Source organism: Bacillus sp. XT-2, assembly GCF_025696525.1.
GTDB lineage: Bacteria > Bacillota > Bacilli > Bacillales > Bacillaceae > Bacillus > Bacillus halotolerans.
Genome location: NZ_JAHVOC010000002.1, coordinates 691803 through 717205, shown reverse-complemented (window position 1 = coordinate 717205; position 25403 = coordinate 691803). Strand labels below are relative to the sequence as shown.

Below are 25403 nucleotides of genomic sequence, written 5' to 3'. Positions count from 1 at the left end.
CCGTCACCACGTCCCTCTCACAAGCATAAAAGCTTCTGCTGCAGAAAAACCGGATTTAGCTCCCCAAACATATGCATTATTTTCAATCGCTTGCAAGGACCGCGGATGCGGGAAATCCCTCAGCTCCGAATCGTAGCACGCCATAGCCTTCAGCTTCAGTTCAAGCTCTTCTTCTATATTAATGAAGAAATTCGCGTGGAATTGATCCTTATTCAAATAGTTCCACTCTGTCGAGGATAATGTTTCGTATGCCAGGACCTGTTTTACGGAATGACCTGGAAGCGGGCGGGTTGCCGTCATCACCGCTCTGAATACTACGGTATGGTCAATATTAATATCACCGCCGTATTGTGTATATACAATATCCGGCTGAAAGCGTTCAATTTGTTTTTCTGCTTCTTTTACGACATCCAGCAAATCCAGTGAATCAAGCCTGTTATCAGGAAGATTTAATCTGACAAAATCGCTTATGCCGAGCGTGCTAAGCGCTTGTTCCGTTTCACTATAGGAATGCTGCATGAGCGAATCACAAGGTTTTTCATAATCTTCTTTTCTGGACGATTTTCCCTCAGCCATAATGACAGCCGACACACTGTCTCCTTGACGGACATGTTTCGCCAGAGCTCCGCCGACGCCGATAATTTCATCGTCCGGGTGCGCCGCAAATACCATTACTTTCATTATATTGTCCCCCTTTGATTAACGTTTCGGAAATATCCGCCCCGCAATTCATAAGCATATCAAGCATAGAGAGATGAGGAATGTGCTCTCCGAATAACTGCGGATAATGTATTGTCCTGATTTGCTGGTATTCGATTGTAATTCCGCTTCTATCAAAATCACTTTCTATTAAATAGTCTGATCCTTGGCTGCCTGAATAATAATGATCAGCCCCTAGTTCCTTACAAAGTGCGAGCACAAAATCACTCTTTTTTTCATTCCGGCATTCGAGCTCCGAAACATAGCAAATTGGCGTTGAAATACGAAGTTCACGCAGAAAAAAATCAATGATGTACATATTCAAATCGTGAAGGTACTCCCATTCCTGCTGATAGACATCTTTAAAAAACATTTGATATTCCTCGAAATAGGGAGCCTTTGCATAATTCATTTTTATCGCCATCCAGTGTTTCTTTCGCCAGTCTTGTTCTTGATCAATTTTCATATCACGTAGCTCAATATCCTTATAATTTTTCATCTGCAGAGGAACAGTCAGCCACGTAGGGCCTTGAGACGTTTTTATCCTGTTCCGATTGAGAAATCCTTTTTTCTCAAACTGGGCTGTATCGTGAATCGCAAATACATCTGATTTATGAATTTTTTCAAAAAAACCATACCAAGGGAGATAACTGGACTGATGGCCGCTTACCACTTTTACTCCGTTTCTGTGAAATGTCGACATCGTTTCTCTTCAGCTCCCCAATATCGTTTCGGTCTGGCAATTTCTTTACTGTGAGAATATCCAAAATCAACCCATTGAAGCTTCTTGTCGATGGCGAATGATAAAGCGTTCCGCATTAACAGATAAGAAGCCTGCGTTTCTTTACCGGCAGGGCTGTTTACATTCTGCCAATAATAGAAATGAGAATGGTCATATAGAAAAATACTGCTGCTGATCATTTCATTCTCAAGAAATGCCCCTACCCAAAAGACTTGTCTGCCAAGGCTTTCATGCAGCCTCTGAAAAAAATCCTGGCTTAGCATATATGCTGCGCCGATAGCTGCTATATGCGCCTTATACAAATCGTAAAACTCATGAATCGACTCCTGTCCGATTAAGCGGACGGATACATTTTTCTTTTCCGCATATCTGACTGCAGTCCGTGCTTTTCCCGAACAGTTTGTCCATAGCTCTTCAAATGTATCGGGAAGCGACAAAATGTGTGTTGTTTTCTCCACCCATTGTTCTCCCGTTTCTTCGATAAAAGGGGTTTGGTCATGCGGAAGCAGGAGCCGCGATAGTTTCTGTCCAAATAATGCTTTGATTTCGCTTTGCAGCCATTCGAATGAAATTGGACGGTCTGAAATGACGCCGCCGTATCCTATCATATTACCGCTGAGCGAGCCATTCTGCTCAAACACCGGAACATATATCACTTGTCCGCCGTCCGATGTCAGCCTGACGGGGTGAAACGAGGTATTGGGGAGCTCTTCCATGAGCTTCCCCCAATCATAGCTTTGAAACAACCCAACCTGAAATATGTCAGCAGCCCGATCCCATGCTTGAGGAGTTACGGAAAATGCTGTTTTTTCCACGATATATCACCAACATTCATTTCTTATTCTTTTGCTTTGCATACGTTAAAACAGTTTCAGCAATATACTTCACCTGCTCTGTACCAAGAGGCGGTTTGAACGGCAGTGAAAGAACTCTTTTCCAAAGAGAATTTTCATCCTCAAGTTGTGAATAAGGCTGATATAGCGGAATCAGGTGAAGAGGAAGGTAGTTCCAGCATGTTTGAATGCCTTTTGCCGCTAAATAAACGGAGCAATCGTACCTTTCGCCTTCATGAGGAAATACGATTGTCAAATAGTTCAGGCTCTCTCCCGCCTGAGGCTGAATCATCTTGATCCCGTATAACTCTTCTGCCTCCGCAAAAATGTATCTTGCCGTCTCCAAATTTCTTGATGAGTCTTTCACCAACCGCTCCATCTTGGACAGCTGGTATTCGATAATGGCTTGTCTCACCGGATGCATTCGCAATAAAGGGACAGTAGCAGGTTTTTTCGGAAGGACTTCAAGTTTGCTCGCTTTTAAAGAAGTACGAACACCTGCTTTTCTGAATAAGAAAGATAGAGCCTTAGAACTCATCAAGGCCTGCATTCGCTGCTGTCTCATATAAGCATCATAATCAGCATCTACTTGCTTTCGCTGTTCCATCGGCAGCCTGCTGATTTTGTCCAGCACATCTTTCCGAGCGATTAATGCTCCGCCCCCTATACTGCCGAGAGGCTTCGACATTCCAAAGCTCAAGATACCAAAATCCCCCAAACCGCCTGCAAATGTTCCGGCTTGTTTTGTAAACATAGCCTGAGCAGCATCGTCGATGACACGAATACGCTTCGCTTTCGCCCACTCAATAAGATTCATGTTTTCCTTCCGACCGTAGACGTGCGTCAAAATGACAGCGCATGTCCTCTCGGTCACTTTGTTTTTCACATCTTCAAAAGACAAGGATAAATCATCATCCAGATTAGCGAAAACTGGAGAAGCCCCGGATTGAAGCACAGCATCAATTACATTCGGACAGCTGAAAGAAGAAAAAATAACTTCTTTTCCAGGCTCCGCTCCGGAAAGTTTCAGTGCAAGCACCAACGCCGCACTTCCGCTCGAAGTCAATTCGATACCCTTTCCATAGCGTTTTTCCAGTTTTTCTGCCAACCTGGTTTTTTTAGCTGAGATGAAATGAGTGAATGCCGGGAAAAGACTTCTGCCTGAAAGCTGCCTCGCATAAATGGGAAACTTGATCTGTTTGGGATTCTCAGGATAATGGAAGTTTTTGTTTTTGTCTTTCAACTTTAATCATCCTCAGGCCTTCATCAAGGTGAACTTTAGGAGCATATCCAAGCATTCGCTTTGCCTTCTCGATGGAAGGAGCACGTTTGAAAATTTCAATGTCTTTACCTCGGACACCATCCTCACCCAGCTTTTTAAAGGTGTAATTCTCTTTCTTCCTGCCTGTCATTACGTTGATTTTCTCTGCCAGCCCTTTTATGCTGATGGGCATATTGTTTCCTATGTTGAAATCTTCAAAAACACTGCCTTTATGCAGAAGTGCCAGATATGTTCCGTTAACGATATCACTAATGTAGCTGAAGCATCTGATTTGGCCGCCGTCTCCATAAAGAGGAAGCTCTGCACCAGATTCAGCCAAACTGAAGAACTTGTTAATGACAAAGTCCTCCCGCTGCTTCGGGCCGTATACATTAAAGTACCGGACAACTCTGACATTCAACGAGTTTGATGCCTGCTCCCTCAAATATTCCTCTGACTTCAATTTTGCTTTTCCATAAGCAGATTTAGGGAGCTTCTTACTCGATTCCGTATACGGATAATCGGGTGAGTCCCCGAATACCTCTGAGCTGGAGGAAAAAAGAAGGGTTTTGATGCCTAGCTCCTTGCATACCTCCGTTACGTTTTTCGTTCCCTCAAAATTTACCTTGATGACGTCCTCTTCATTGCTGCGGCAGCTGTCTACTCCGACCATTGCCGCTAAATGAACAATAGCATCTGCTCCTTTTAATGATTCCTTAAGCGATTGCCGATCTAAAATATTCGTTTGTCGGAACTCCGCCTGAAAATCCGGTTTTTTTTGATCAGCGATGATCGCATGATAGCCTTTATTCTGTAATAACCCGGCTAATTCACTTCCTATAAAGCCTGCTCCACCTAAGATAGCAATGTGTTTCATTGTCCGACCTCCTGGCTTAAAGATAAAACATCTTTAATTGATTGAACGATATATTGACAATCTTCCTTCGATAGCTGGCTATAAAGAGGCAGTGATACAATTTCAGGAAAGATGCGTTCAGTTACCGGCAGCTTTGCGGGAAAATGCTCACTATAGTAGGGATGCATATGCACAGGGATAAAGTGGACACTCAAGCCAATATTTTTCGCTTTCATATTTTCAATAAACTGGTCTCGCTCCATTTCCCCGCGTTTTTTCACCCGCAGAATAAACAAATGCCAAGAGTGGGTGATATAGCTGGGGATGTCTGTCAAAGGAAGTTCTGCTCTTTCTGATTGATTTGTAAGCTCAGACGCATAATACTTTGCGATTCTTGTCCGTTTTTCTTGGATCTCAGCAGCACGTTTCAATTGAATGAGCCCGAGCGCAGCCTGGATATCTGTCATGTTGTACTTAAAGCCGGGAAGTAAAACATCATATCGCCAGCTGCCCTTTTCACCGTATCGATTCCAAGCATTTTTTGTAATGCCATGCCACCCATACAGTCTCGCTCTCTCGGCTGCCTCTTCATCCTTAAGAATAAGAGCTCCTCCTTCTCCCGTCGTAATATTTTTGGTTGCATAAAAGCTGAAGCATACTGCATCTCCATGTGTGCCGATCATCTTCCCGTTATATCTTGTCCCAAGCGCGTGAGCGGCATCTTCAATCAAGTACAGTCCATTTTCCTTGCATATGCTGCTAAGCTCATCCAAATTTGCCGGATAACCTGCAAAATGGACCGCAATGACTGCTTTTGTGCGCGGTGAAAGCTTTTGTCTAACATCTTCCGGATCTATACATAAATCATCCTCGCAGATGTCCGCAAAAACCGGGGTTGCTCCGACATGCAAAATGACGTTTACACTTGAACAAAACGTGAAGCTTGGAACAATAACTTCATCGCCTTTTCCTACACCGAGTGCAAGCAATGCCATGTGTAAGGCAGCTGTTCCTGAATTACAGCTGATTACGTGTTCCGCGCCTAGATATTCGCCCAGCTTTTTTTCAAATTCAATCACTTTCGGACCTTTTGAAATCCATCCTGACTTGATTGTTTCGGCTACAGTTTCCAGTTCTTCGTTTGTGATATCAGGTCTGTGAAAAGAGATAAATCGTTTACTAATGGTAGTTCCCTCCTATAGTGTGACAAGCTTTGCATTGTCAGCCATTTTTTCTCTGCAAATATTTCTGGTATCGAAAATAATAGGGGCTGTATCCCGCAATATGCTGTAATTTATATCATCATGATCAGTATGAATAATGACGACATCATATTGGTTGATCTTCTCCTTAGTGAAAGGGACGGAGCGCTTGATGCTGCCGTCTTCCAGGCGAATTTCACTGATAAAAGGATCATAGTAATCTATCGTGCATCCCTTTTTCATCAGATCATCGATAATTGCAAATGCAGAAGACTCACGAGAATCATTGGTATTTTTTTTATAAGCAGCACCTATTAATAAAATGCTGCACGGTTCTTTATCAACCAGCTTCATGGCATAGTCGGACACTGAAAACGGCATTTCAGAATTAATTTCATCAGCTAAATCAATCAGCTTTGTCTGCAATCCCTTTTGATTGGCTATCCATTTAAAATAAAAAGGATCAATCGGTATACAATGGCCGCCTACGCCAGGGCCGGGGCTGAATTTTTGAAACCCGAACGGCTTTGTGTCTGCTGCATTGATCACTTCCCATATATCAATATCGAGTTCTCGGCAATTAAGTGCCATTTCATTGATGAGAGCTATATTTACATAACGGTAGGTATTCTCTAGGAGTTTAGCTGTTTCTGCTACTTCAGGTGAGGTTACTGGATGAATGCTTGTAACGATAGTGTTGTAAAACGCTGAGGCAAGTTTTGTACAATTCCGGGTCATTCCGCCGACCACTTTAGGGATATCGGCAACTTCATATTGGCTGTTCCCAGGATCAATTCGTTCAGGAGAATAAGCTATAAAAAAATCTGAGCCTATGTTTACCTGCCGCCCTGTTGCCATTTTATCGGCGATTTTTTGTTTGGTTGTACCCGGATAGGTTGTACTTTCTAAAATTAAGAGCTGATTTGTTCTTCCGTAAGCCAACATACTGTCAACTGCACTGTCTATGTAGCTTAGATCGGGAATTTTATCTTTTTTGTTCAAAGGTGTCGGAACACATATCACAATAATGTCGCAATGTTCAATGAGAGACATATTCTCACTCACTTGAAAACGCTCTGTTTGTAATACCGCTTTTAATTGGTTATCGTCTATATCCCGAATATGGCTGTGCCCGTCTTTCAGCAAAGAAACTTTTTCGCTGTTCCTATCGAAGCCGATGACGCTGTATCCTTTATTGACACATTCCAATGCAAGAGGAAACCCCACATATCCCATCCCTAATACACCTACAACAGCCTGTTTTGTTTCAATCAATTCTAAAAGCCGCTTATGACCTAGGTTTCGAGCTTCTTGTGTGACAGGATTCATTTTTGGACCCCCTATAAGATAGAAAAGGATATATTTTTACAAAATTAAACAATTATCGATCGATACTGCAATTATAACAAAAGTAAAAAAACGGTAAATGAGTTTTGTATCCTTTTATTTTGTAGGACATTATGTTGTGATTTACTAGTAATTGGTATTTTACGTACCTATGATAAGGTATTTATTAGGAGAATGGTGAGAGAATCTCCCTTAATTGAAAGAATTTAGTGAAAAATTAAAAAACAGGCCGAAGCCTGTTTTTTATTCTATATTCGCCTCTTTTACAGCAGATAGCAAGAGCTGCCCCGCTTCCTTCAATCTATCTTTGCTGATATGTGTTATATTATCATTTTCAGTGTGATACCATGAACCAGGCTCTTGTGTATCCGGGCTGAGCCAAATCCAATTAGCTGAAGGTATGCCCGCTTCATAAAAAGACACGTGATCCGAGTATCCCAGTTGTGTGAGGCGAGGTGCTTCAAGCTGTGCTTTCCGGGCAGCGTTTACTGCATAATTGACACTTGCATTTTTTTTGCCATCCGGAGTGGTTATATACATTTGGCTGGCTTCTTTCCAGTCAGTCGCAATCATATCAGCGTTAAAGTTTGCCCGGCTGTGTTTGATTTCATCTGATGTAAGCGTACTGACATAATATGAGGAACCCGCTGACCACAGCTCTTCAGCTCCGAATAAGATAAAACGGATTTCTTTGTTTTTAGGAAGATCCTTGCTTTGCTTACTCATCTCCAGCACAGCAGATGTGCCTGATGCATTATCATCAGCCCCAGGTGCACCTTTAACTGTGTCATAATGGGCAGTTACATAAAGAATATCCGGGTGTTTTGTGTGCTGCGCTTTGCGTGTCGCTATTATATTCTGTGAAGTGCGGTTTTGATAGTTCTTAAATTGAATGACAGCCTGCTTTTCTTTCAGCAAAGCTTCTCCGTCTTCTTTTTTCATTCCCGCTGTCGGTATTGTGGTGTGTTTTGGTTTTACCGGACGGATCGCGAGAGGTTTTGTCTTGCGGTTATAAATAATGACAGCTTTCGCACCAGCATCTTGGGCGTTTTTTATTTTTTGAGATACTGATATTTTCCCCTCTCTAATAACGGCTATTTTTCCTTTTGCTTCTTTTACTTCAAGGTTTAACCCATAGCCTCCGTCAAAGACGGCAGCCTCTATTTTTTCTTCATCTTCCACAAAGTTCTTATCTGCTGAGCGTATTGGATATTCATGATCGCCTGCCATTACTGAACCAGTAAAATATGTTTTCACATGAAATGGCTGAATCCGAACAGTTAACCCCTCATCTTGAAGCCGTTTCGATATGTATGATGCCGCTTCTTTTTCTTTCTCTGTCCCTGTTTCTCTCGGACCTATGACTTCACTAAGCTCATGAATGGTTTCATACGCATGCTCTTCATCAAACAACGGGGCCATTTCAGACACAGAAAGAGGCTGCTTCTCATTCAGCTGTTCAGCCGAAGCTCCCCATATGACGCTTCCGGCCAGTGCTGCGGCCATTAATATCAGTTTCATTCTTACATTCCTCCTCTTATTCACTCCTTTCTTTTCGGTTCTGCTGTGTTGATTCCTTTAAAAAGCAATAAAATGAATACTAATTACCAAATCAAGGTAATCATATAGAAGGAGAATAAGAATGACAGCTAGGAAAGTTTGCATAAAAAAAGCCGCCGAGACATATCTCGGCGGTCTTTTTATTACTTATTCAAGTTGTAGAAAGAGTTAATACCGTGGTATTGAGCAGTTTCAGCCAACTGATCTTCGATGCGAAGAAGCTGGTTGTATTTCGCTACACGGTCCGTACGTGACGGAGCACCTGTTTTGATTTGTCCTGCGTTTGTTGCCACAGCGATGTCAGCGATTGTGCTGTCTTCAGTTTCACCAGAACGGTGAGAGATAACAGCAGTGTAGCCTGCGCGTTTCGCCATTTCAATCGCATCGAATGTTTCAGTCAATGTACCGATTTGGTTTACTTTGATCAGGATAGAGTTGCCTACGCCGTTTTTGATACCTTCAGCAAGTTTTTTCGTGTTTGTAACGAAGAGGTCATCACCAACAAGCTGAACTTTTTTGCCAAGACGCTCAGTAAGAAGCTTGTGGCCTTCCCAGTCGTTTTCGTCAAGTCCGTCTTCGATAGAGATGATTGGGTATTTAGAAACCATTTCTTCGTACCAGTCAACCATTTCAGCAGATGTTTTCACAACGCCTTCGCCAGACAGATGGTATTTGCCGTCTTCTTTGTTGTAGAACTCAGAAGATGCAGCATCCATTGCAAGTTTTACTTCTTCGCCAGGTTTGAAGCCGGCTTTTTCGATTGCTTCAACGATTGTTTGAAGCGCTTCTTCGTTAGAACCAAGGTTTGGAGCGAATCCGCCTTCATCACCTACAGCTGTGTTCATTCCTTTAGCAGAAAGAACTGATTTCAGGCTGTGGAAGATTTGAGCGCCCATGCGAAGTGCTTCACGGAAGTTAGGAGCACCTACTGGCATGATCATGAATTCTTGAATATCTACGTTGTTGTCAGCATGCTCTCCGCCGTTGACGATGTTCATCATCGGTACAGGAAGCGTTTTTGAGTTGAATCCTCCAAGGTATTGGTAAAGAGGAATCTGTAAGAAATCAGCAGCAGCACGTGCACAAGCCATAGATACGCCAAGGATTGCGTTCGCACCAAGTTTGCCTTTGTTTTCAGTACCGTCAAGCTCGATTAAAAGCTGGTCGATTGCATTTTGTTCAGTTACATCAAAGCCAAGAAGCTCTGGAGAAATGATTTCGTTTACGTTGTTAACAGCTGTTAACACGCCTTTTCCAAGGTAACGGTCTTTGTCGCCGTCACGAAGCTCAACTGCTTCGTATTCACCTGTAGAAGCTCCGCTTGGCACTAATGCGCGGCCGAATGCTCCTGTTTCTGTATATACTTCAACTTCAACTGTTGGGTTGCCGCGGGAGTCTAATACTTCGCGTGCATAAACATCAACAATGTATGGCATGAGTTTGTCTCTCCTTTGATTTTCAGCTTATTTTTGAATTAAAGATGTTCCAGTCATTTCTTTCGGTTTTTCAACACCGAGAAGGTCTAATAACGTTGGTGCAAGGTCGCCTAGGATTCCGCCTTCACGCAGCGTGATGCCTTCTTTCGTAACAATTACAGGGACTGGATTTGTCGTATGTGCAGTGTGCGGTTCGCCTGATTCTGTGATCAGAATATCAGCATTACCGTGATCAGCGGTAATGATAGCGTGTCCGCCTTTAGCGAGAATCGCGTCAACGACTTCGCCTAAGCATTCGTCCACTGCTTCAATCGCTTTAATTGTAGGTTCAACCATTCCGGAGTGGCCGACCATGTCTGGGTTTGCGAAGTTAAGGATAATCGCGTCATGCTTGTCAGCTTCGATTTCTTTGACAAGCGCGTCCTTCACTTCATACGCACTCATTTCAGGCTTCAAGTCGTATGTTGCGACTTTCGGCGAGTTGATAAGAATACGCTCCTCACCCGGGAATTCAGCTTCACGGCCGCCGCTCATAAAGAACGTGACGTGCGGATACTTTTCAGTTTCTGCAATTCGAAGCTGTTTTAATCCTTGCTGAGATAATACTTCTCCGACTGTATTATCAAGATTTATCGGTTTAAACGCCACATAGCCGTCAACTGTTTCACTGAAGTGAGTCAGGCAGACGAAATGCAGGTTTTTCGGATAATTCTCGCCGCGGTCGAAATCGCGGAAGTCTTTGTTCGTGAACGTGTTGGAAATCTGGATGGCGCGGTCCGGTCTGAAATTATAGAAAATCACAGAATCGCCGTCTTCGATTTTCGCAACAGGCTCACCGTTGTCTTTTGTGATGACAGATGGAATAACGAATTCATCGTGGATTCCATTCGCATATGAATCATCAACAACATCCAGTGCGCTGCGGTATGTCGGGCCTTCGCCGTATGCCATTGCACGGTACGCTTTTTCTACACGGTCCCAGCGTTTGTCGCGGTCCATTGAGTAGTAGCGTCCGGAAATGCTGGCGATTTCTCCGACACCGATTTCCTCGATTTGTTCGTTCAGCTGGTTGATGTACGTTTTCGCTGTTTGCGGACCTACATCACGGCCGTCAAGGAAGCCATGGATATATACCTTTGTCAGCCCTTCTTTTTTCGCAAGCTTTAACAGCGCGAATAAATGATTGATATGGCTGTGCACGCCGCCGTCTGATAATAGACCGAACAGATGCAGGGCTTTGTTGTTTTCTTTCGCATTGCTGATCGCGTCAAGGAATGTTTGATTGCGTTCGAACTCTCCCTCGCGAATGGCAACATTTACGCGTGTTAAGCTTTGGTACACAATACGGCCCGCACCGATATTTAAGTGGCCTACTTCGGAGTTCCCCATCTGTCCGTCAGGAAGACCTACAGCCTCGCCTGAAGCAGTCAGTGTCTGATGAGGATACTGATTCCAATAGCGGTCAAAATTCGGTTTTTTCGCCAAAGCGACTGCGTTCCCTACTGTTTCGTTTCGTAATCCGAACCCATCAAGAATGATGAGTGCAGCTGGTTTTTTACTCATATTGACCTTCCTCCAATAATTGAACGAATGACTGTGGCTCAAGGCTCGCGCCGCCGACCAAAGCACCGTCAATATCGGACTCTGCCATATATTCTTTAATGTTTGCAGGCTTTACGCTTCCGCCATATTGAATGCGAAGCTTGTCTGCCGCTTCTTGGCCGAAGCTTTCAGCGACGGTTTTACGGATATGCGCACACACGTCGTTCGCATCTTTAGATGTAGAAGATTTGCCTGTTCCGATTGCCCAGATTGGCTCATAAGCAATAACAGAAGCTGCAACTTGTTCTTCAGAAAGACCAGCAAGGCCTTTTTTCACTTGGTCAGCCACAAGATCATTTGTTTTGCCGGCTTCGCGCTCTTCAAGCGTTTCACCAACACAGATGATCGGCACAATGCCGTGTTTGAAAGCAGCATGTGCTTTTTTGTTAACTGTTTCATCAGTTTCAGCGAACATTTCACGGCGCTCAGAGTGGCCGATGACGCAGTAGTCAACGCCAAGGTCTTTCAGAGCAACCGGGCTGATTTCGCCTGTGAACGCGCCGCTTTCTTCGAAGTGCATGTTTTGGGCGCCGACTTTAAGGTCAGTGCCTTTAACAGCAGAAGTCAGCTTTTCTAGGAAAAGCGCTGGCGCGCAAACAACAGCTTCCGCTTTGTCTGCTGCTGGAATGGAAGATTTCACTTCTTCAACGAAGCTGACAGCCTCGCCGAGTGTTTTGTTCATTTTCCAGTTACCGGCTATAATTGGTTTTCTCATCTGTTCCACTTCCTTATAGCAGTTTTAAAATTATTTATCGTTCAGTGCAGCTACCCCTGGAAGCTCTTTGCCTTCCATGAACTCAAGGGATGCGCCGCCTCCTGTTGAGATGTGGCTCATTTTGTCAGCTAGGCCGAATTTTTCAACCGCTGCTGCAGAGTCTCCTCCGCCGATGACAGAGTATGTATCTTTTGCCTCTGCCAATGCTTCCGCAACCGCTTTTGTTCCTTGAGCGAACAAGTCGATTTCGAATACGCCCATCGGTCCGTTCCACACGACAAGTTTGCTGTTTTTGATTACATCAGCATACGTTTCGCGTGTTTTTGTACCAATGTCAATCGCTTCTAAATCACTAGGGATTTCAGAGATCGGCACAATTTTTACGTTTGCATCGTTAGAGAAATCATCTGCAACGAGTACATCTTCAGGCATGTAGAAGTTAACGCCTTTTTCTTTCGCGCGATCCATAAATGTTTTCGCAAGCTCGATTTTATCTTCTTCAAGCAGAGATTTACCAACCTCATAACCAAGCGCTTTAACGAATGTGTAAGCAAGACCGCCGCCGATGATCAGGTTGTCTACTTTATCAAGAAGACTTTCGATGACGCCGATTTTATCTTTTACTTTCGCTCCGCCGATAATGGCAGTGAACGGACGATCAGGGTTGGAAATTGCTTTTCCGAGTACGTCAAGCTCTTTTTCCATTAAGAAACCTGCAACCGCTGGCAGATGCTCGGCAATTCCAGCTGTAGATGCATGAGCACGGTGGGCAGCACCGAATGCGTCATTCACATATACATCTGCAAGCTCAGCAAATGCTTTTGCAAGCTCAGGATCATTTTTCTCTTCACCAGGGTAGAAACGTACGTTTTCCAATACAAGAACGTCTCCGTCCTTCATGTCGGAAATTTGTGATTTTACAGCATCACCGTATGCTTCATCCGCTTTTTTCACTTCTTTGCCAAGCAGTTCGCCGAGGCGTGCAGCAACAGGAGTTAAACGAAGCTCCTCAACAACTTCGCCTTTCGGGCGGCCTAAGTGGCTCGCAAGAAGGACTTTCGCGCCTTGGTCTGCAAGGTGTTTGATTGTCGGAAGTGCAGCACGGATACGTGTATCGTCTGTTACTTCCCCGTCTTTCATTGGAACGTTAAAGTCAACGCGGCAGAATACAACTTTGCCTTTTACGTCGATGTCTTTGAGAGTTTTCTTATTCATGCTTTAGGAGATCCTCCTTCAAAATGGTTTGCATGCAGCACGAAAAACGTGAAACCGTCTGATCAAGCGATTACTCCGCGAGGGCAGATCGCATACTTTTCGGCACAGGGCAGATCGTCTGAAGCCAGGGCAGTGGCCGCAGGCAAAGGCGCCGGAAAGCTGCAAAACGCAGATGCTTCTCTTTCACAGAACGTTTTCTGAAAGCCGGTCTTCATGGAAAAAGGGAAAGGGAGTCCGTCCCCTTCCCTTGTCCGCTTTCATTATAGCGCTTCTATTCAAAAGAACCAAGTCAGGTCCTTTTTTCAGCTATGAATTAAAGACCTTTTTTAGCGATGTAAGCTGCAAGGTCAACAACGCGGTTAGAGTAGCCGCTTTCGTTATCGTACCAAGAGATTACTTTTACCATGCTGCCTTCCATAACCATTGTAGAAAGAGCATCGATTGTAGAAGAATTTTTGTTTCCGTTGTAGTCGCCAGAAACTAATGGCTCTTCGCTGTAGCCTAGGATTCCTTTAAGATCTCCTTCAGCTGCTTCTTTAAGAGCTGCATTTACATCTTCAGCTGTTACTTCTTGGTTCAGTTCAGCTACCAAGTCAACTAAAGAAACGTTTGGAGTTGGAACACGCATTGCTCCGCCGTTCAGTTTGCCTTTTAGTTCAGGAAGAACTAGAGAAACTGCTTTAGCAGCACCAGTTGAAGTTGGGATGATGTTTTCAGCTGCTGCACGCGCACGACGGTAGTCTTTGTGCGGAAGATCAAGAATTTGCTGATCGTTTGTGTAAGAGTGAACTGTTGTCATCATACCGCGTTTGATGCCGAATTTGTCGTTAAGTACTTTTGCAAACGGCGCAAGGCAGTTTGTTGTGCAAGATGCGTTAGAGATAACGTCGTGGTTAGCCGCATCGTATTTATCTTCGTTAACACCCATAACGATTGTGATATCTTCTTCGTTAGCAGGAGCAGAGATGATTACTTTTTTCGCGCCAGCTTCTAAGTGCTTCGCAGCGTCTGCGCGTTTTGTGAAGAAACCAGTAGATTCAACTACGATTTCAACGCCTTGTTTACCCCAGCTAAGTTTAGCAGGATCGCGTTCTGCAGAAACTTCAATTGTTTTACCGTTAACAACAAGGTTGTTACCGTCAACTGAAACCTCAGCGTCTAATTTTCCGTGTACAGAATCATATTGTAAAAGGTGAGCGAGCATGTTAGCATCTGTTAAATCGTTAACCGCTACTACCTCAACTTCAGGATTGTTTAATGCTGCGCGGAATACGTTACGTCCAATACGACCAAAACCGTTAATACCGACTTTTACTGCCATGATTGTTTCCTCCTTTAAATAAGTGAGAGATATTTATATTGAGGGATTATTCATCCCTTAATAACTTCTTTGCGGCTCCTTCGTCAGTGACGAGAACCGTGTTGCGCGGCTTTTTAAAGTAAGCCTCGATCGCCTCGGCTTTTGATGATCCGCCCGCTACCGCTATTATATCGGGAATGGCGTCTATGTCATCCAGCTGCATTCCGACAGAATGCACTTTATGGACCACTTCGCCGTCCGCGTTAAAATAGTAGCCGAACGCTTCTGTCACCGCGTTGTTATCATCTATTTTCTTTAAGTCTTCTAAAGGTGTGTTTCTCCGCTCAGCCATAGTTTTAGCTTCGCCGATTCCGTGAACCAGCATACTCGCTGATTTAATCGTGTTCAGCACCTCTTTGACAGAAGGTTCTTCAATAATAGATGAATAGGCGCCTTGTGACAGCTGTCCCGGAACAAACAAAAGCCGGTAAGTGCCTGAAGCCTTTTCCGCCATATGCGCGCATATGGTGTTCGCCTGGTTTTTTACGTCTTCGCCTAAACCGCCTCTTGCAGGCACAAACAAAAGCTCGCGGTTTTTAGAATCCGGCGTCATCATCTCGGCGACAGCTTCAATTGTCGTACCGCCGGTCACAGCGACGATATTTTTGCCTGAAAATCTTTTTTTCATACATGCGGCAGCCGCTCTTCCCATTTCTTTTTTGACCCATGGGGATTGATCGCTGTCTCCGGATACAATAATGACGTCCTTTAGATTTAAACGTTCTTTTAATGTCTTTTCCAAAAGCGTCAAACCTAAAACATCTTTCATCGTATCTTCTAAAACGGAAAGCAGTTCATAACCTTCTTCTGTCAGCGTCATGCCGTTTGTTTTAATATCGACCAGATTCTGTTCCTTCAAAAACTGAACCTCGCCTCTCAGCACACGCTCGCTGATTCCGAGACTGGCAGACAGGCTTCTGCGGCCGATGGGTTCTGTCAGCCTGATATACTGCAAGATTTCGAACCTCTTTTGCATAACGAGCAGAAGATCAGGCAATAATTTTTTTTGAGCTTGTATTAACTGGTTCATGACTCAAACGTTCCTTCCTTTTTTGCTGGACACCAAACGTCCCGCTATGACAAAAAACGTCCCATCATAGCCAAAAAAAATCATTTCTGCTTTCTTTAATTATTTTAACAGGGTGGAAATGTTTATTCAACTGTTAAGAGCCAATTCATCGACAATATTCGCGCAGTTTTCATGCAGCTGCGTTTATTATTCAATATTTTTTCCTTTATATCTCTATCTTATACAGCAAACCGTTAATGGTGCGCACAAAATAAAAGAGCCCTCTCAATCGAAAGGGCTACATATTTTAAAGCGTTTTCATTTTATCCATAGCTTTTCAATCTCTTCGAGCGATTTATTCTTCGTTTCCGGACAGATTGTGACGACAAACAGGAAGCAGAGAATGTTAATGACGGCAAAGATCCAGAACGTGTAGGCCAGTCCGAACGAGCTGATCATCATCGGCACAAACTGCCCGATCGCCCAGTTTGCTCCCCATAAAAAGATGGTGGCGATCCCTGCGGCTCTCGCCCGCAGATGGTTCGGGAAAATTTCAGAAATCATAATCCATGTGATCGGCCCAACCGATACACAGAACGCGGCGACAAACCCTAATATAAAGAAGATCAGCATAAATCCGCTTGTTAACTGAAAATAAAACGACGTCCCGATTAAGATCATAAAAATAGCCATGAAAGCAGAACCGATGGACATCAGTTTTTTGCGCCCGACTTTATCAATCAATAAAACTGCGATGACGGTAAAAATGACTTCCACGACACCGACAATACAGGTTGTCACAAATCCGGCATTTTGTCCGAATCCCATCATTTTAAAGATTTCCGGTCCGTAGTAGGTGATGGCGTTCATGCCGATCACTTGATTAAAGAGCGCCAGCAGGATTCCAATGATAAGCGCTTTTCTGAGACCTGGTTTGAAGAGCTGTGATAGTGACCCCATTTGTTCTATTTTTAAAGAGTTTTCAATGTTCTTCAATTCTTCTTTTGCGACAGTTTCTCCATTAATGCGTGTCAGAATCGATAACGCTTCTTTTGTTCTGCCTGCTTTCGCCAGCCATCTTGGACTTTCCGGCACGACCAGCAGGACAAGGAAAAAGATAACGGATGGCACCATTCCGTAAGCGAGCATCCATCTCCAGCCGGTTTGCACGCCCCATTCATATGTTCCGGAGCGCTGGACAGCGAGATTAATAAAGTACGTTGCGGAAATACCTAGTATCGTAAAGAGCTGATATAAGGAAGATAAACTTCCGCGTATGGCGGGCGGCGCCGCTTCCGTAATATAAGTGACGGATAATGACGAACCCATTCCGATCCCCAAACCTCCGATAATTCTCGCAATGATTAAGGTCGACACGTCTTGTGAAACAGCAGAAACAACTGCTGATACCGCAAATAACAGGGCCGCTGTCATTAAGATTTTTCTGCGCCCGAACCTGTCGCTTAAAAACCCGGATACCCCGACTCCCGCAACTCCTCCAATCATAATGCTTGAAATCACCAGCCCCTCCATGAACGGACTCAGGCTGTATAAATCCTTTAGAAAACCAATAGCACCGGAAATAACTGCAGTGTCATAGCCGTACAATAAACCGCCAAGCCCCGCCGCGCATGATATCAAAATCACAAATCCCATTGAATGGCTTCTTGTTACAGGAGCATTTGGTTCTAATTGAGTTGGAGTATTCTTCATTTCTCTGCCCTCCCGAAAGTTGAGTAAAGCGTTTACATTTTTCGTTCCAATTGTACGTACTTATTTAAAAATTTAACGAAAATTACTGTTTATTAGTACGTACAAATATAGAATAATCCCGTTTGCATTTTCTGTCAATGTTTTCTTGTATAGATCACTGTGATATACTGAAATTTGTCCGTATACATTTTGGAGGAATGGATATGTTACCAAAATATGCTCAAGTAAAAGAAGAAATCAGTTCATGGATTAATCAAGGCAAAATTCTGCCCGATCAAAAGATCCCTACCGAAAACGAGTTAATGCAGCAATTTGGCGTCAGCCGGCATACCATTCGTAAAGCCATTGGAGACCTCGTATCGCAAGGCCTGCTTTACAGCGTGCAAGGCGGGGGCACCTTTGTCGCTTCACGCTCTGCTAAATCAGCGCTGCATTCCAATAAAACGATCGGCGTTCTGACGACCTACATATCAGACTATATTTTTCCGAGCATCATTAGGGGAATCGAGTCTTATTTAAGCGAGCAGGGATATTCTATGCTTCTGACAAGCACAAACAACAATCCGGATAATGAACGCAGAGGATTAGAAAACCTGCTGTCACAGCATATTGACGGATTGATTGTAGAACCGACAAAAAGCGCTCTGCAAACGCCGAATATTGGCTACTATCTCAATTTAGAAAAAAACGGCATTCCTTTTGCGATGATTAATGCGTCATACGCCGAGCTTGCCGCACCGAGTTTTACTCTGGATGATGTGAAAGGCGGCATGATGGCGGCCGAGCACCTGCTCTCTCTCGGCCATACGCACATGATGGGTATTTTTAAAGCTGATGACACGCAGGGTGTCAAACGGATGAACGGATTTATACAGTCGCATCGCGAGCGTGAGTTATTTCCTTCTCCGGATATGATTGTGACGTTTACGACGGAAGAAAAGGAATCAAAGCTGCTGGAGAAAGTAAAAGAGACACTGGAGAAAAACAGCAAAAACATGCCGACTGCTATTCTTTGCTATAATGATGAAATTGCACTGAAGGTTATTGATATGCTTCGGGAGATGGATATCAAGGTGCCTGAGGATATGTCCATCGTTGGGTATGATGATTCCCATTTCGCACAAATCTCCGAGGTGAAATTAACCTCTGTGAAGCACCCGAAGTCTGCGCTGGGAAAAGCGGCTGCAAAATATGTTATTGACTGTTTGGAGCATAAAAAGCCTAAGCAGGAAGATGTCATTTTTGAGCCTGAGCTGATCATCCGCCAGTCCGCAAGAAAGCTGAATGAATAAAAAAGCAATGTATGGGTTTCCCCTTTACATTGCTTTTTTTTATGGCCTTTATCTGTTTTTCCAAATGTCAGCCACGATTTCAAATGAACGCATTCTGTCAGCGTGATCAAAGGTTTCTGAGTTGACCATAATTTCATCGGCCTGAGTTGTTTTGACAAAGTCTTCAAGCTTTTCCTTCACTTCTTCAGGACCGCCGACGATGGTTGAACTAAGCTGCTCATGAACCATTGCCTTTTCATATGGGCTCCAGATTTGATCCATGTCTTCTACTGGCGGCTTCAGCTGGTTCGGCGTGCCGCGGACAAGATCAAGGAATCGCTGGTAATGCGATGTAGCCAGATGCTGCGCTTTCTCGTTTGTATCTGCGGCGATAATCGTTACGCCGACCATCGCATACGGTTCATCGAGCACTTCTGACGGTGTAAAGGAATTGCGGTACAGCTCCAAAGCGGGAACCGTATTCGCCGGTGAGAAATGAGCAGCGAATGCAAACGGAAGGCCCAGCTCACCTGCAAGACGGGCACTAAAATCGCTTGAGCCCAGCAGCCAAATCGGCACATCTATGCCCTCTCCCGGAATGGCGCGGACTTGATTGCGCACGTTTCCTGACGGTTTAAAGTAATTGCGCAGTTCCTCTAATTGTTCTGGGAAATCTTCACCGCTGCCGATGTTTCTGCGGAGCGCCCTTGCAGTCAATTGGTCTGTTCCCGGTGCACGTCCGAGCCCCAGATCAATCCGTCCGGGATACAGTGTTTCCAGTGTGCCGAATTGTTCAGCGATGACAAGTGACGAGTGATTCGGAAGCATAATACCGCCGGAACCGACGCGGATTTTCTTTGTGCCGCCGGCTATATGGCCGATCAGAACCGCGGTGGCAGAGCTTGCGACACCTTCGATATTATGATGCTCTGCAAGCCAATAGCGGTGATAGCCCCACTCCTCTGCACGGCGCGCCAAGTCCATGCTGTTTCGGAATGACTCTGCTATCGTTCCCCCTTGAACAACAGGAGATAAATTCAAGACAGAAAGCAAGGTATCTTTGCGTTGGTTGTTAGACATATTGTTCTCCTTTGCAGTTGTGATATAAGTAAACAGCCTCATGCTGTTATGTCTTTATCGAAAGGACTTCTATCACACCATAACACAACTGCGTTTAGGATGAAAAGAATTTGATTCGATGAAATTCGAACAATTCTCTATAGAAATTACAAAATTCTTAATCATTCTTGCTACCAAATGTTACTAATGTTAATATAAGTAATATAATAAAATGAAAGGAAGTTTATATGTTTAAAAAATTTTTATTGATGGGGTTCACCGTAATCTTATTAGCAACATTAATTTCAAGTGGTAACACTAATAAAGCCTTAGCTGCTGATTGGATCTGGTCTGGTAATCAACAAAACTTAAATGTAAATGGATTTACTGATGCCTCTTACTACACTAAGAAAGCAACAACAGTTGATTTTACTCTTGGATCACCGTATCCAGGTGGTCATACATTTAAAGGAAATCTGTACTTACAACGAAAGTCCGGTAGTAAATGGACTACATGCAAGAAAACAACTTTTTCTTTTAAAGTATCTGTAACTAAATCATTCTCTCTAAAAGGTTGTAAAACAGGCTATTATCGTGTTAAAGCTACCTTTCAGGGTTCTAAAGCAACAAATACTACCAATACTTTTAAGATAAATCGATAATAATTAAGATATATATCTATTAGCAAAGGAGCTCAAAAAAATGAGCTCCTTTATTAACATTCTTATTTTCCCACAATAAACAGTTCCTGTGCCATCTCAATGAAAAGCTTAGCCGCCAAAGAAGCCTCCTTCAGCGACGGAACAGCAAGCTGCACATCGCGGTATACCTGCGGGTCCAGATCCCGCGTCACCACATGCTCCGGCAGCAGCATGCCCGACATGGACATTTCTGATAAAATCGCCAGCCCCAAGCCTTCTCTGATCATATTGATCGAGGTGTTCATGTTATAGACTGTAAAAGCGGCGTTCAGCGTAGCGCCCGCCTGCCTGAACATATCGTGAAAAGGTGATTCATAGCCGCCGTCACAGACGATTATCGGTTCATGATCGAGATCTTTCAGCGTAATGGCTGAACGGCTGCAAAGCGGATGATCATCTTTGAGCACGACGGCCATTTTGTCTTTTTTCAGCCGAATGTACTCCATCTCGTTTGCCGGATACAGAAGAATGCCGGCATCGATCATCCGCGTGTGAAGCCACTCCTTGACTTCATCTACGGTTCCTTCATGCAAAACAAGCTCTAATTTCGGATACCTTTGTTTAAACTCGCTGATCAGCTTTGGCATAAAATAAGCGGAAGCGGTTGGAAATGTGCCGATATGAATCGTTCCCAGCTCAAGCCCTTTTTCTGCCGCTGCGACCTGCTCAACTTTTTCGATTCCTTTTAACACTTCTCTGATATGGACTAAGATCTTTTTTCCCGTGTCCGTCAGCATCAGGCCGTTTCGGCGGTCACGGATGATCAGTTTCACATCAAGCTCGGCTTCAATTGCGGAAATGGCATGGCTGACAGCCGGCTGTGTCATGTTCAGCGCCTGTCCCGCTTTTGTAAAACTCCCCGTTTCAGCTACTTTGACGAAAACTCTTAATTGTGTAATGGTCATAACAATTTACTTATGCTCCTCATAAAAAAGATTCATTTTATTTATCTTATGTTCTACCGTATCATATGATGGAAATGTTCTACAAGGAGTGATCAAAAGTGAAGCAGCTATCAAAAACGCGGACAGCGCTCCTTCTCGCCTTTCTCGTTATCATGTGGGGGGTCAATTGGCCGCTGTCGAAAGCCGCGCTCGCCTATTCGCCGCCTTTATTGTTTGCGGGCATCCGGACGCTGATCGGCGGGCTTTTATTAGTGATTGTCGCATTGCCGCGTATTCATAAACTGCGTTTTAAAGAGACGTGGCCGATTTATCTTGTTTCTGCTCTTTTAAATATTACGTTATTCTACGGCCTGCAAACGATCGGGCTGAATTATCTTCCAGCCGGCTTGTTTTCCGCTATCGTCTTCTTTCAGCCGGTGCTGATGGGTGTGTTTTCTTGGCTGTGGCTTGGCGAATCGATGTTTGCGATGAAAGTGATCGGGCTGATCCTCGGTTTTGCAGGTGTAGCGGTCATTAGTGCCGCGGGCTTTGGCGGGCATATTTCTGTCATTGGGGTTCTGCTCGCTCTCGGTTCCGCAATCAGCTGGGCGTTCGGGACGATATATATGAAAAAAACAGGGAGCCGCGTCGATTCCATTTGGATGGTCGCCTTGCAGCTGACGATCGGAAGCGTGTTTCTGTTGATATCCGGCTTTGGGACAGAAAGCTTTTCCGCGATCCAATGGACAGCTCCTTTTATCACGAGCCTGCTGTTCATCTCTGTATTCGTCATCGCGCTCGGCTGGCTTGTCTTTTTTACCCTTGTCGGTTCAGGAGAAGCAAGCAAGGTCGCATCATATACTTTTTTGATCCCGCTCATATCAATCGTGGCCAGCTCCATTTTCCTGCATGAACCGCTCACCTTAAGCCTCTTGGCGGGTCTGCTGCTGATTGTCACGAGCATCTGCCTCGTGAATTCGAAATCCAAAGCACAGAAAACCGCGTCGATTGGTGTAAAGGAGAAGGCCGCACAATAAGAAAAACCCTCTTGCCGGATGTGACAAGAGGGTTTTTCTTATTTACTGATACTTGCGTCCTTTGACCAAATATGCAACTGTAATCAAAAGGTAGATCGCCGCAGTGATGAGCGTAATGACAATTGACGTTGTCATGATGACCCCGATCAGAATGGCGAGTAATGCCAGAACCGCAAACCATGTCGTGTACGGGAACCATTTGACATAATAAGCAGGTGTTTCTGTTTGATGTTTTCTTGATTTCAAATGGGCCAATCCGATGATCAGCCAAATAAATAAGACTGTATATCCCAGTGATCCCATTAAGTAATTAAATGTCTGGCTTCCGGCGAACAGAGAAATCAATACGCCAATATATAAAGAAGAAGTGCACATCAGTATCGCAAACATCGGGACGTTTTTCGATGAAAGCTTAGAAAAGATCCGCGGCAGTCTTCCGTCAGTTGCCTGTGTATACAAAATGCGGGACGATCCGTATAAACCTGAGTTCATTGAAGAAATGATCGCCAAAAGGATGACTGCGTTCATGATATGATCCGCGCCCGGAATGCCAACCATTTTAAAGACCATCACGAAAGGACTTTCCGGAACGGAATTCACTTGATTCCACGGGATCAGGCTGACGATGATGAAAAACGGCAGCAGGTAGAACGCGACAATCCGTGTCAGTGTGCTGCGGACAGCTTTCGGAACAACCTGTTCCGGGTTCTTTGTTTCAGCAAGCGTCACACCGATAATTTCTGTACCGCCGTAAGAGTAGATGACGACAAGCATCGCCGTAATCAGCCCTGTGCCGCCGTGCGGGAAAAATCCGCCGTGCTCTGTCAGATTCGAAAACCCGGCCGCTGTATGATCACCGAATGATACAAATAAGAGCAGCAATCCTAATAAAATAAAGATAACAATAACGGTAATCTTGATCATAGCCAGCCAATACTCAGTTTCGGCGAAGATTTTTACAGAAAGCAAGTTCACAATCGTAACAACAAGAGAAATTGCTAATGCCAGCACCCAGATCGGGCAGCCCGGCAGCCAATATTGAATAAAGATCGCAGCTACAACAGCCTCAGCCGCAATGTTAAGCACCCACATTTTCCAGTAGATCCAGTCCAAGAAATATGCAGCGTAATTTCCTAACACCTGCTGCACAAGATCACGGAAGGTTCTCGCGTTTCGGTTGCGCACAGCCATTTCTGCGAGCCCCTGCATTATAAACAGCAAAATAATGCCGCCGAGCAGGTATGCGATAATGACCGATGGCCCTGCCACATCAATTGCCGAACTGCTTCCTTTAAATAAACCTGCTCCGATTGCACCGCCCAGCGCCATCATCATAATATGGCGGGACGTCATCGTGCGTTTTAACGTCTGATTGTCCTTTTTCATCCTCTTTTTCCTCTCCTTCTCGTCTTCAAAAACAAAAAAAGCCCGCCGTCTCTTATCTATACGAATAGATAAAGAGACGACGAGCCTTCGGCTGACCGCGGTACCACTCTTGTTGATCCTTCCTAGAAGAATCCAGCTTTTTGACCCTGTAACGAAGGTTAGCCGTTAAAACATGGGGAATATTCAATCTATTCCGTTTCGTCCTACCACTCCCGGGCGAGTTCAAAGAAGAATCAGGCTGCGTCGCACCATCCCGCAGCTCTCTGTACTGATACCTTTCTTTTACTGCTCCCAATCTATGTGTTTTAGTTTTCTGAAAAACTTAAATTTTATGATCTGAATATATTAACATAATATACGTGCTTCTCTTTTCTCTGTCAATAACTTGCGAGAAAAAAGAAATTGTTATTTTGTCCCTTTCTGAATGGCCTTCCAGAAGGATTCCGATTCGTGTCCTAAAGCATAGACAGAGACACCGGCTATTTTATATTGTTTCGCCAGACGGCTTTTTGTTTCGATTGTTTTTTCATTTTCATACCAAACGACATGTTTATGTTTCTTTTTGTCAGTGTAAGAAAACGTCATAGAACCTGTTTTTTTATTGAATGCCGGCTTTGCTTTCTGCTTCTTAATGAGGGACTTGATGTCATTCCATTCCTGCGCTGAGCTGCTGCTTCCGTCTTTCAGATCCCAATCATAGCCGTACGCAGGGACCCCCATGATCACTTTGTTTGCTTTGATTTTTTTGACAGAAAACTGCAGCGAGCGCTTGATCCAGCCTGTGCTTGCCACTGAGCCCGGTTCGCCCCAAATGCCGTGTTCGTCGTAAGTCATGACTTGCACATAGTCGGCATATTTCCCGATTTTCGCATAATCATACGGCCAGCTCCAGTCATCGTTTTTATCATCGGCGCTTTTGGCCGGAACGGAAACCATTGTTTTGATATGTTTCTTTTTCAAAGCTTGTGAGACATATTGAATGAAGCTTGAGTATGCAGAACGGTCTTTCGGATTAACTGCCTCAAAATCAATATTGACTCCGTAATAGTGGTGCTTTTTTGCCAAAGAAATGAGCTGGTCTGTGAATCGTTTTCTCGCTGTTTTGTCAGTCATGACCCGATTCGCTAAGTTTCCGTCAAAATCATAAATAGCGTCATTATAATTGGAAATGACGGCCCACGTTTTGATTTTATTTTTCTTCGCGTATGTAAGCTGCTTGCTCGGGGCATCGCCAATCACACGTCCGTTTTTATCAAACGCAAACGTATCAGTGGCAATGGAGCTGATATATTTATGGTACTTCGTAAGAGAATTGTATGATGCCGTATCCCCGGTTGTATAGCCTAATGTCATACCGGCCGCCTTTGCTTCTGTTTTTGTATACATAAACAGAACGATCGCAATCGCTAGTGAAACAGCTATGATCAGCCATTTTTTCATTTCGTTCCCTCCTTTTTGACGTCATATTCTTCTCATCGGCCAAATTTTTGGAAAATGAAGTTTTTTCAAGCAGAA

23 protein-coding genes and 1 other annotated feature are annotated in these 25403 nt (G+C 44.2%); of the genes, 4 read left to right on the top strand and 19 right to left on the bottom strand.

From position 1 onward, the window contains the following. Positions 1–3: 3 nt before the first annotated feature. The 12 genes from KXD37_RS09690 to KXD37_RS09635 form a co-directional block, all read right to left on the bottom strand. Positions 4–681 carry a PIG-L deacetylase family protein gene (locus KXD37_RS09690; protein ID WP_024122884.1) on the bottom strand — a complete coding sequence of 226 codons (678 nt, stop codon included), beginning with the start codon at positions 679–681 and terminating at the stop codon, positions 4–6. Then, a complete protein-coding gene (locus KXD37_RS09685) occupies positions 644–1402 on the bottom strand; it encodes a WbqC family protein (protein ID WP_101859935.1) in 759 nt (252 codons plus the stop codon). Before KXD37_RS09685 ends, KXD37_RS09690 begins: the two co-directional genes overlap by 38 nt. Further along, on the bottom strand, positions 1375–2256 hold the full coding sequence (locus tag KXD37_RS09680; RefSeq protein ID WP_106019568.1) for a GNAT family N-acetyltransferase: 882 nt from the start codon (positions 2254–2256) through the stop codon (positions 1375–1377). Before KXD37_RS09680 ends, KXD37_RS09685 begins: the two co-directional genes overlap by 28 nt. A 16-nt stretch (positions 2257–2272) precedes the next feature. Further along, positions 2273–3517, bottom strand: a complete 1245-nt coding sequence (locus KXD37_RS09675; protein ID WP_106021988.1) for an aminotransferase class V-fold PLP-dependent enzyme — start codon at positions 3515–3517, stop codon at positions 2273–2275. Further along, on the bottom strand, positions 3483–4412 hold the full coding sequence (locus tag KXD37_RS09670; RefSeq protein WP_095713000.1) for an NAD-dependent epimerase/dehydratase family protein: 930 nt from the start codon (positions 4410–4412) through the stop codon (positions 3483–3485). Before KXD37_RS09670 ends, KXD37_RS09675 begins: the two co-directional genes overlap by 35 nt. Beyond that, positions 4409–5539, bottom strand: coding sequence for a DegT/DnrJ/EryC1/StrS family aminotransferase (locus tag KXD37_RS09665; RefSeq protein ID WP_106019570.1), 1131 nt, complete (start codon positions 5537–5539; stop codon positions 4409–4411). The genes KXD37_RS09670 and KXD37_RS09665 overlap by 4 nt, the downstream gene beginning before the upstream one ends. A gap of 48 nt (positions 5540–5587) precedes the next feature. Further along, a complete protein-coding gene (locus KXD37_RS09660; RefSeq protein ID WP_188323310.1) occupies positions 5588–6922 on the bottom strand; it encodes a nucleotide sugar dehydrogenase in 1335 nt (444 codons plus the stop codon). A gap of 261 nt (positions 6923–7183) precedes the next feature. Next, entirely contained in the window at positions 7184–8461 is a 1278-nt protein-coding gene (locus tag KXD37_RS09655; protein ID WP_101864767.1) for a M20/M25/M40 family metallo-hydrolase, read from the bottom strand. A gap of 182 nt (positions 8462–8643) precedes the next feature. Next, the gene (eno, locus tag KXD37_RS09650) at positions 8644–9936 is read right to left on the bottom strand and encodes a phosphopyruvate hydratase (protein ID WP_007409956.1); all 1293 of its coding nucleotides are present in this window, start codon (positions 9934–9936) and stop codon (positions 8644–8646) included. A 27-nt stretch (positions 9937–9963) separates the two neighbouring features. Beyond that, a complete protein-coding gene (gene gpmI / locus KXD37_RS09645) occupies positions 9964–11499 on the bottom strand; it encodes a 2,3-bisphosphoglycerate-independent phosphoglycerate mutase (RefSeq protein WP_106021986.1) in 1536 nt (511 codons plus the stop codon). Next, positions 11492–12253 (bottom strand): triose-phosphate isomerase, encoded by a 762-nt coding sequence (gene tpiA / locus KXD37_RS09640; RefSeq protein WP_010331914.1) that lies wholly within the window; start codon positions 12251–12253, stop codon positions 11492–11494. Before tpiA ends, gpmI begins: the two co-directional genes overlap by 8 nt. A 30-nt stretch (positions 12254–12283) precedes the next feature. After that, on the bottom strand, positions 12284–13468 hold the full coding sequence (locus KXD37_RS09635; RefSeq protein ID WP_095712992.1) for a phosphoglycerate kinase: 1185 nt from the start codon (positions 13466–13468) through the stop codon (positions 12284–12286). 48 nt (positions 13469–13516) lie between these two features. Between KXD37_RS09635 and KXD37_RS09630 the strand changes: the two genes are divergently transcribed. Continuing rightward, entirely contained in the window at positions 13517–13669 is a 153-nt protein-coding gene (locus KXD37_RS09630; RefSeq protein ID WP_188323311.1) for a hypothetical protein, read from the top strand. Between the two features lie 112 nt (positions 13670–13781). On the opposite strand, the gene gap is transcribed toward KXD37_RS09630, so the two are convergent. From gap to araE, 3 genes are all read right to left on the bottom strand, one after another. Next, positions 13782–14789: a type I glyceraldehyde-3-phosphate dehydrogenase gene (gene gap / locus KXD37_RS09625; RefSeq protein WP_010331916.1), complete on the bottom strand. Its 1008-nt coding sequence runs from the start codon at positions 14787–14789 to the stop codon at positions 13782–13784. 46 nt (positions 14790–14835) lie between these two features. Further along, positions 14836–15858 carry a gapA transcriptional regulator CggR gene (gene cggR / locus KXD37_RS09620; protein WP_106019573.1) on the bottom strand — a complete coding sequence of 341 codons (1023 nt, stop codon included), beginning with the start codon at positions 15856–15858 and terminating at the stop codon, positions 14836–14838. A 297-nt stretch (positions 15859–16155) separates the two neighbouring features. Continuing rightward, positions 16156–17550 carry an arabinose-proton symporter AraE gene (gene araE, locus KXD37_RS09615; protein ID WP_024122896.1) on the bottom strand — a complete coding sequence of 465 codons (1395 nt, stop codon included), beginning with the start codon at positions 17548–17550 and terminating at the stop codon, positions 16156–16158. Between the two features lie 203 nt (positions 17551–17753). Here araE and araR point away from each other — a divergent pair, with 203 nt between their 5' ends. After that, positions 17754–18842, top strand: coding sequence for an arabinose utilization transcriptional regulator AraR (araR, locus tag KXD37_RS09610; protein WP_263463498.1), 1089 nt, complete (start codon positions 17754–17756; stop codon positions 18840–18842). A 48-nt stretch (positions 18843–18890) separates the two neighbouring features. Here araR and KXD37_RS09605 read toward each other — a convergent pair whose 3' ends face one another. Further along, the gene (locus tag KXD37_RS09605; protein WP_188323312.1) at positions 18891–19901 is read right to left on the bottom strand and encodes an LLM class flavin-dependent oxidoreductase; all 1011 of its coding nucleotides are present in this window, start codon (positions 19899–19901) and stop codon (positions 18891–18893) included. Positions 19902–20128: 227 nt separating this feature from the next. Between KXD37_RS09605 and KXD37_RS09600 the strand changes: the two genes are divergently transcribed. Beyond that, positions 20129–20542 (top strand): hypothetical protein, encoded by a 414-nt coding sequence (locus tag KXD37_RS09600; RefSeq protein WP_103671304.1) that lies wholly within the window; start codon positions 20129–20131, stop codon positions 20540–20542. A 62-nt stretch (positions 20543–20604) separates the two neighbouring features. Here KXD37_RS09600 and KXD37_RS09595 read toward each other — a convergent pair whose 3' ends face one another. Then, complete coding sequence (locus tag KXD37_RS09595) at positions 20605–21486, bottom strand: LysR family transcriptional regulator (protein ID WP_188323313.1); 882 nt, start codon at positions 21484–21486, stop codon at positions 20605–20607. Between the two features lie 98 nt (positions 21487–21584). Here KXD37_RS09595 and KXD37_RS09590 point away from each other — a divergent pair, with 98 nt between their 5' ends. Beyond that, positions 21585–22502 carry a DMT family transporter gene (locus tag KXD37_RS09590; RefSeq protein ID WP_254517881.1) on the top strand — a complete coding sequence of 306 codons (918 nt, stop codon included), beginning with the start codon at positions 21585–21587 and terminating at the stop codon, positions 22500–22502. Positions 22503–22544: 42 nt separating this feature from the next. On the opposite strand, the gene KXD37_RS09585 is transcribed toward KXD37_RS09590, so the two are convergent. Both KXD37_RS09585 and KXD37_RS09580 read right to left on the bottom strand, forming a co-directional pair. Beyond that, positions 22545–23888: an amino acid permease gene (locus KXD37_RS09585; RefSeq protein ID WP_151174520.1), complete on the bottom strand. Its 1344-nt coding sequence runs from the start codon at positions 23886–23888 to the stop codon at positions 22545–22547. Between the two features lie 69 nt (positions 23889–23957). After that, positions 23958–24196 (bottom strand) — a binding site (T-box leader). A 97-nt stretch (positions 24197–24293) separates the two neighbouring features. Beyond that, positions 24294–25328, bottom strand: coding sequence for a glycosyl hydrolase family 18 protein (locus KXD37_RS09580; RefSeq protein WP_263463497.1), 1035 nt, complete (start codon positions 25326–25328; stop codon positions 24294–24296). Positions 25329–25403: the final 75 nt, after the last annotated feature.

Excerpts from the sequence above, each read along its gene's own strand:
- KXD37_RS09690 (WP_024122884.1), bottom strand. The coding sequence starts at position 681 with ATGAAAGTAATGGTATTTGCGGCGCACCCGGACGATGAAATTATCGGC.
- KXD37_RS09685 (WP_101859935.1), bottom strand. The coding sequence starts at position 1,402 with ATGTCGACATTTCACAGAAACGGAGTAAAAGTGGTAAGCGGCCATCAG.
- KXD37_RS09670 (WP_095713000.1), bottom strand. The coding sequence starts at position 4,412 with ATGAAACACATTGCTATCTTAGGTGGAGCAGGCTTTATAGGAAGTGAA.
- KXD37_RS09660 (WP_188323310.1), bottom strand. The coding sequence starts at position 6,922 with ATGAATCCTGTCACACAAGAAGCTCGAAACCTAGGTCATAAGCGGCTT.
- KXD37_RS09655 (WP_101864767.1), bottom strand. The coding sequence starts at position 8,461 with ATGAAACTGATATTAATGGCCGCAGCACTGGCCGGAAGCGTCATATGG.
- eno (WP_007409956.1), bottom strand. The coding sequence starts at position 9,936 with ATGCCATACATTGTTGATGTTTATGCACGCGAAGTATTAGACTCCCGC.
- gpmI (WP_106021986.1), bottom strand. The coding sequence starts at position 11,499 with ATGAGTAAAAAACCAGCTGCACTCATCATTCTTGATGGGTTCGGATTA.
- tpiA (WP_010331914.1), bottom strand. The coding sequence starts at position 12,253 with ATGAGAAAACCAATTATAGCCGGTAACTGGAAAATGAACAAAACACTC.
- KXD37_RS09635 (WP_095712992.1), bottom strand. The coding sequence starts at position 13,468 with ATGAATAAGAAAACTCTCAAAGACATCGACGTAAAAGGCAAAGTTGTA.
- gap (WP_010331916.1), bottom strand. The coding sequence starts at position 14,789 with ATGGCAGTAAAAGTCGGTATTAACGGTTTTGGTCGTATTGGACGTAAC.
- cggR (WP_106019573.1), bottom strand. The coding sequence starts at position 15,858 with ATGAACCAGTTAATACAAGCTCAAAAAAAATTATTGCCTGATCTTCTG.
- araE (WP_024122896.1), bottom strand. The coding sequence starts at position 17,550 with ATGAAGAATACTCCAACTCAATTAGAACCAAATGCTCCTGTAACAAGA.
- araR (WP_263463498.1), top strand. The coding sequence starts at position 17,754 with ATGTTACCAAAATATGCTCAAGTAAAAGAAGAAATCAGTTCATGGATT.
- KXD37_RS09605 (WP_188323312.1), bottom strand. The coding sequence starts at position 19,901 with ATGTCTAACAACCAACGCAAAGATACCTTGCTTTCTGTCTTGAATTTA.
- KXD37_RS09600 (WP_103671304.1), top strand. The coding sequence starts at position 20,129 with ATGTTTAAAAAATTTTTATTGATGGGGTTCACCGTAATCTTATTAGCA.
- KXD37_RS09595 (WP_188323313.1), bottom strand. The coding sequence starts at position 21,486 with ATGACCATTACACAATTAAGAGTTTTCGTCAAAGTAGCTGAAACGGGG.
- KXD37_RS09585 (WP_151174520.1), bottom strand. The coding sequence starts at position 23,888 with ATGAAAAAGGACAATCAGACGTTAAAACGCACGATGACGTCCCGCCAT.
- KXD37_RS09580 (WP_263463497.1), bottom strand. The coding sequence starts at position 25,328 with ATGAAAAAATGGCTGATCATAGCTGTTTCACTAGCGATTGCGATCGTT.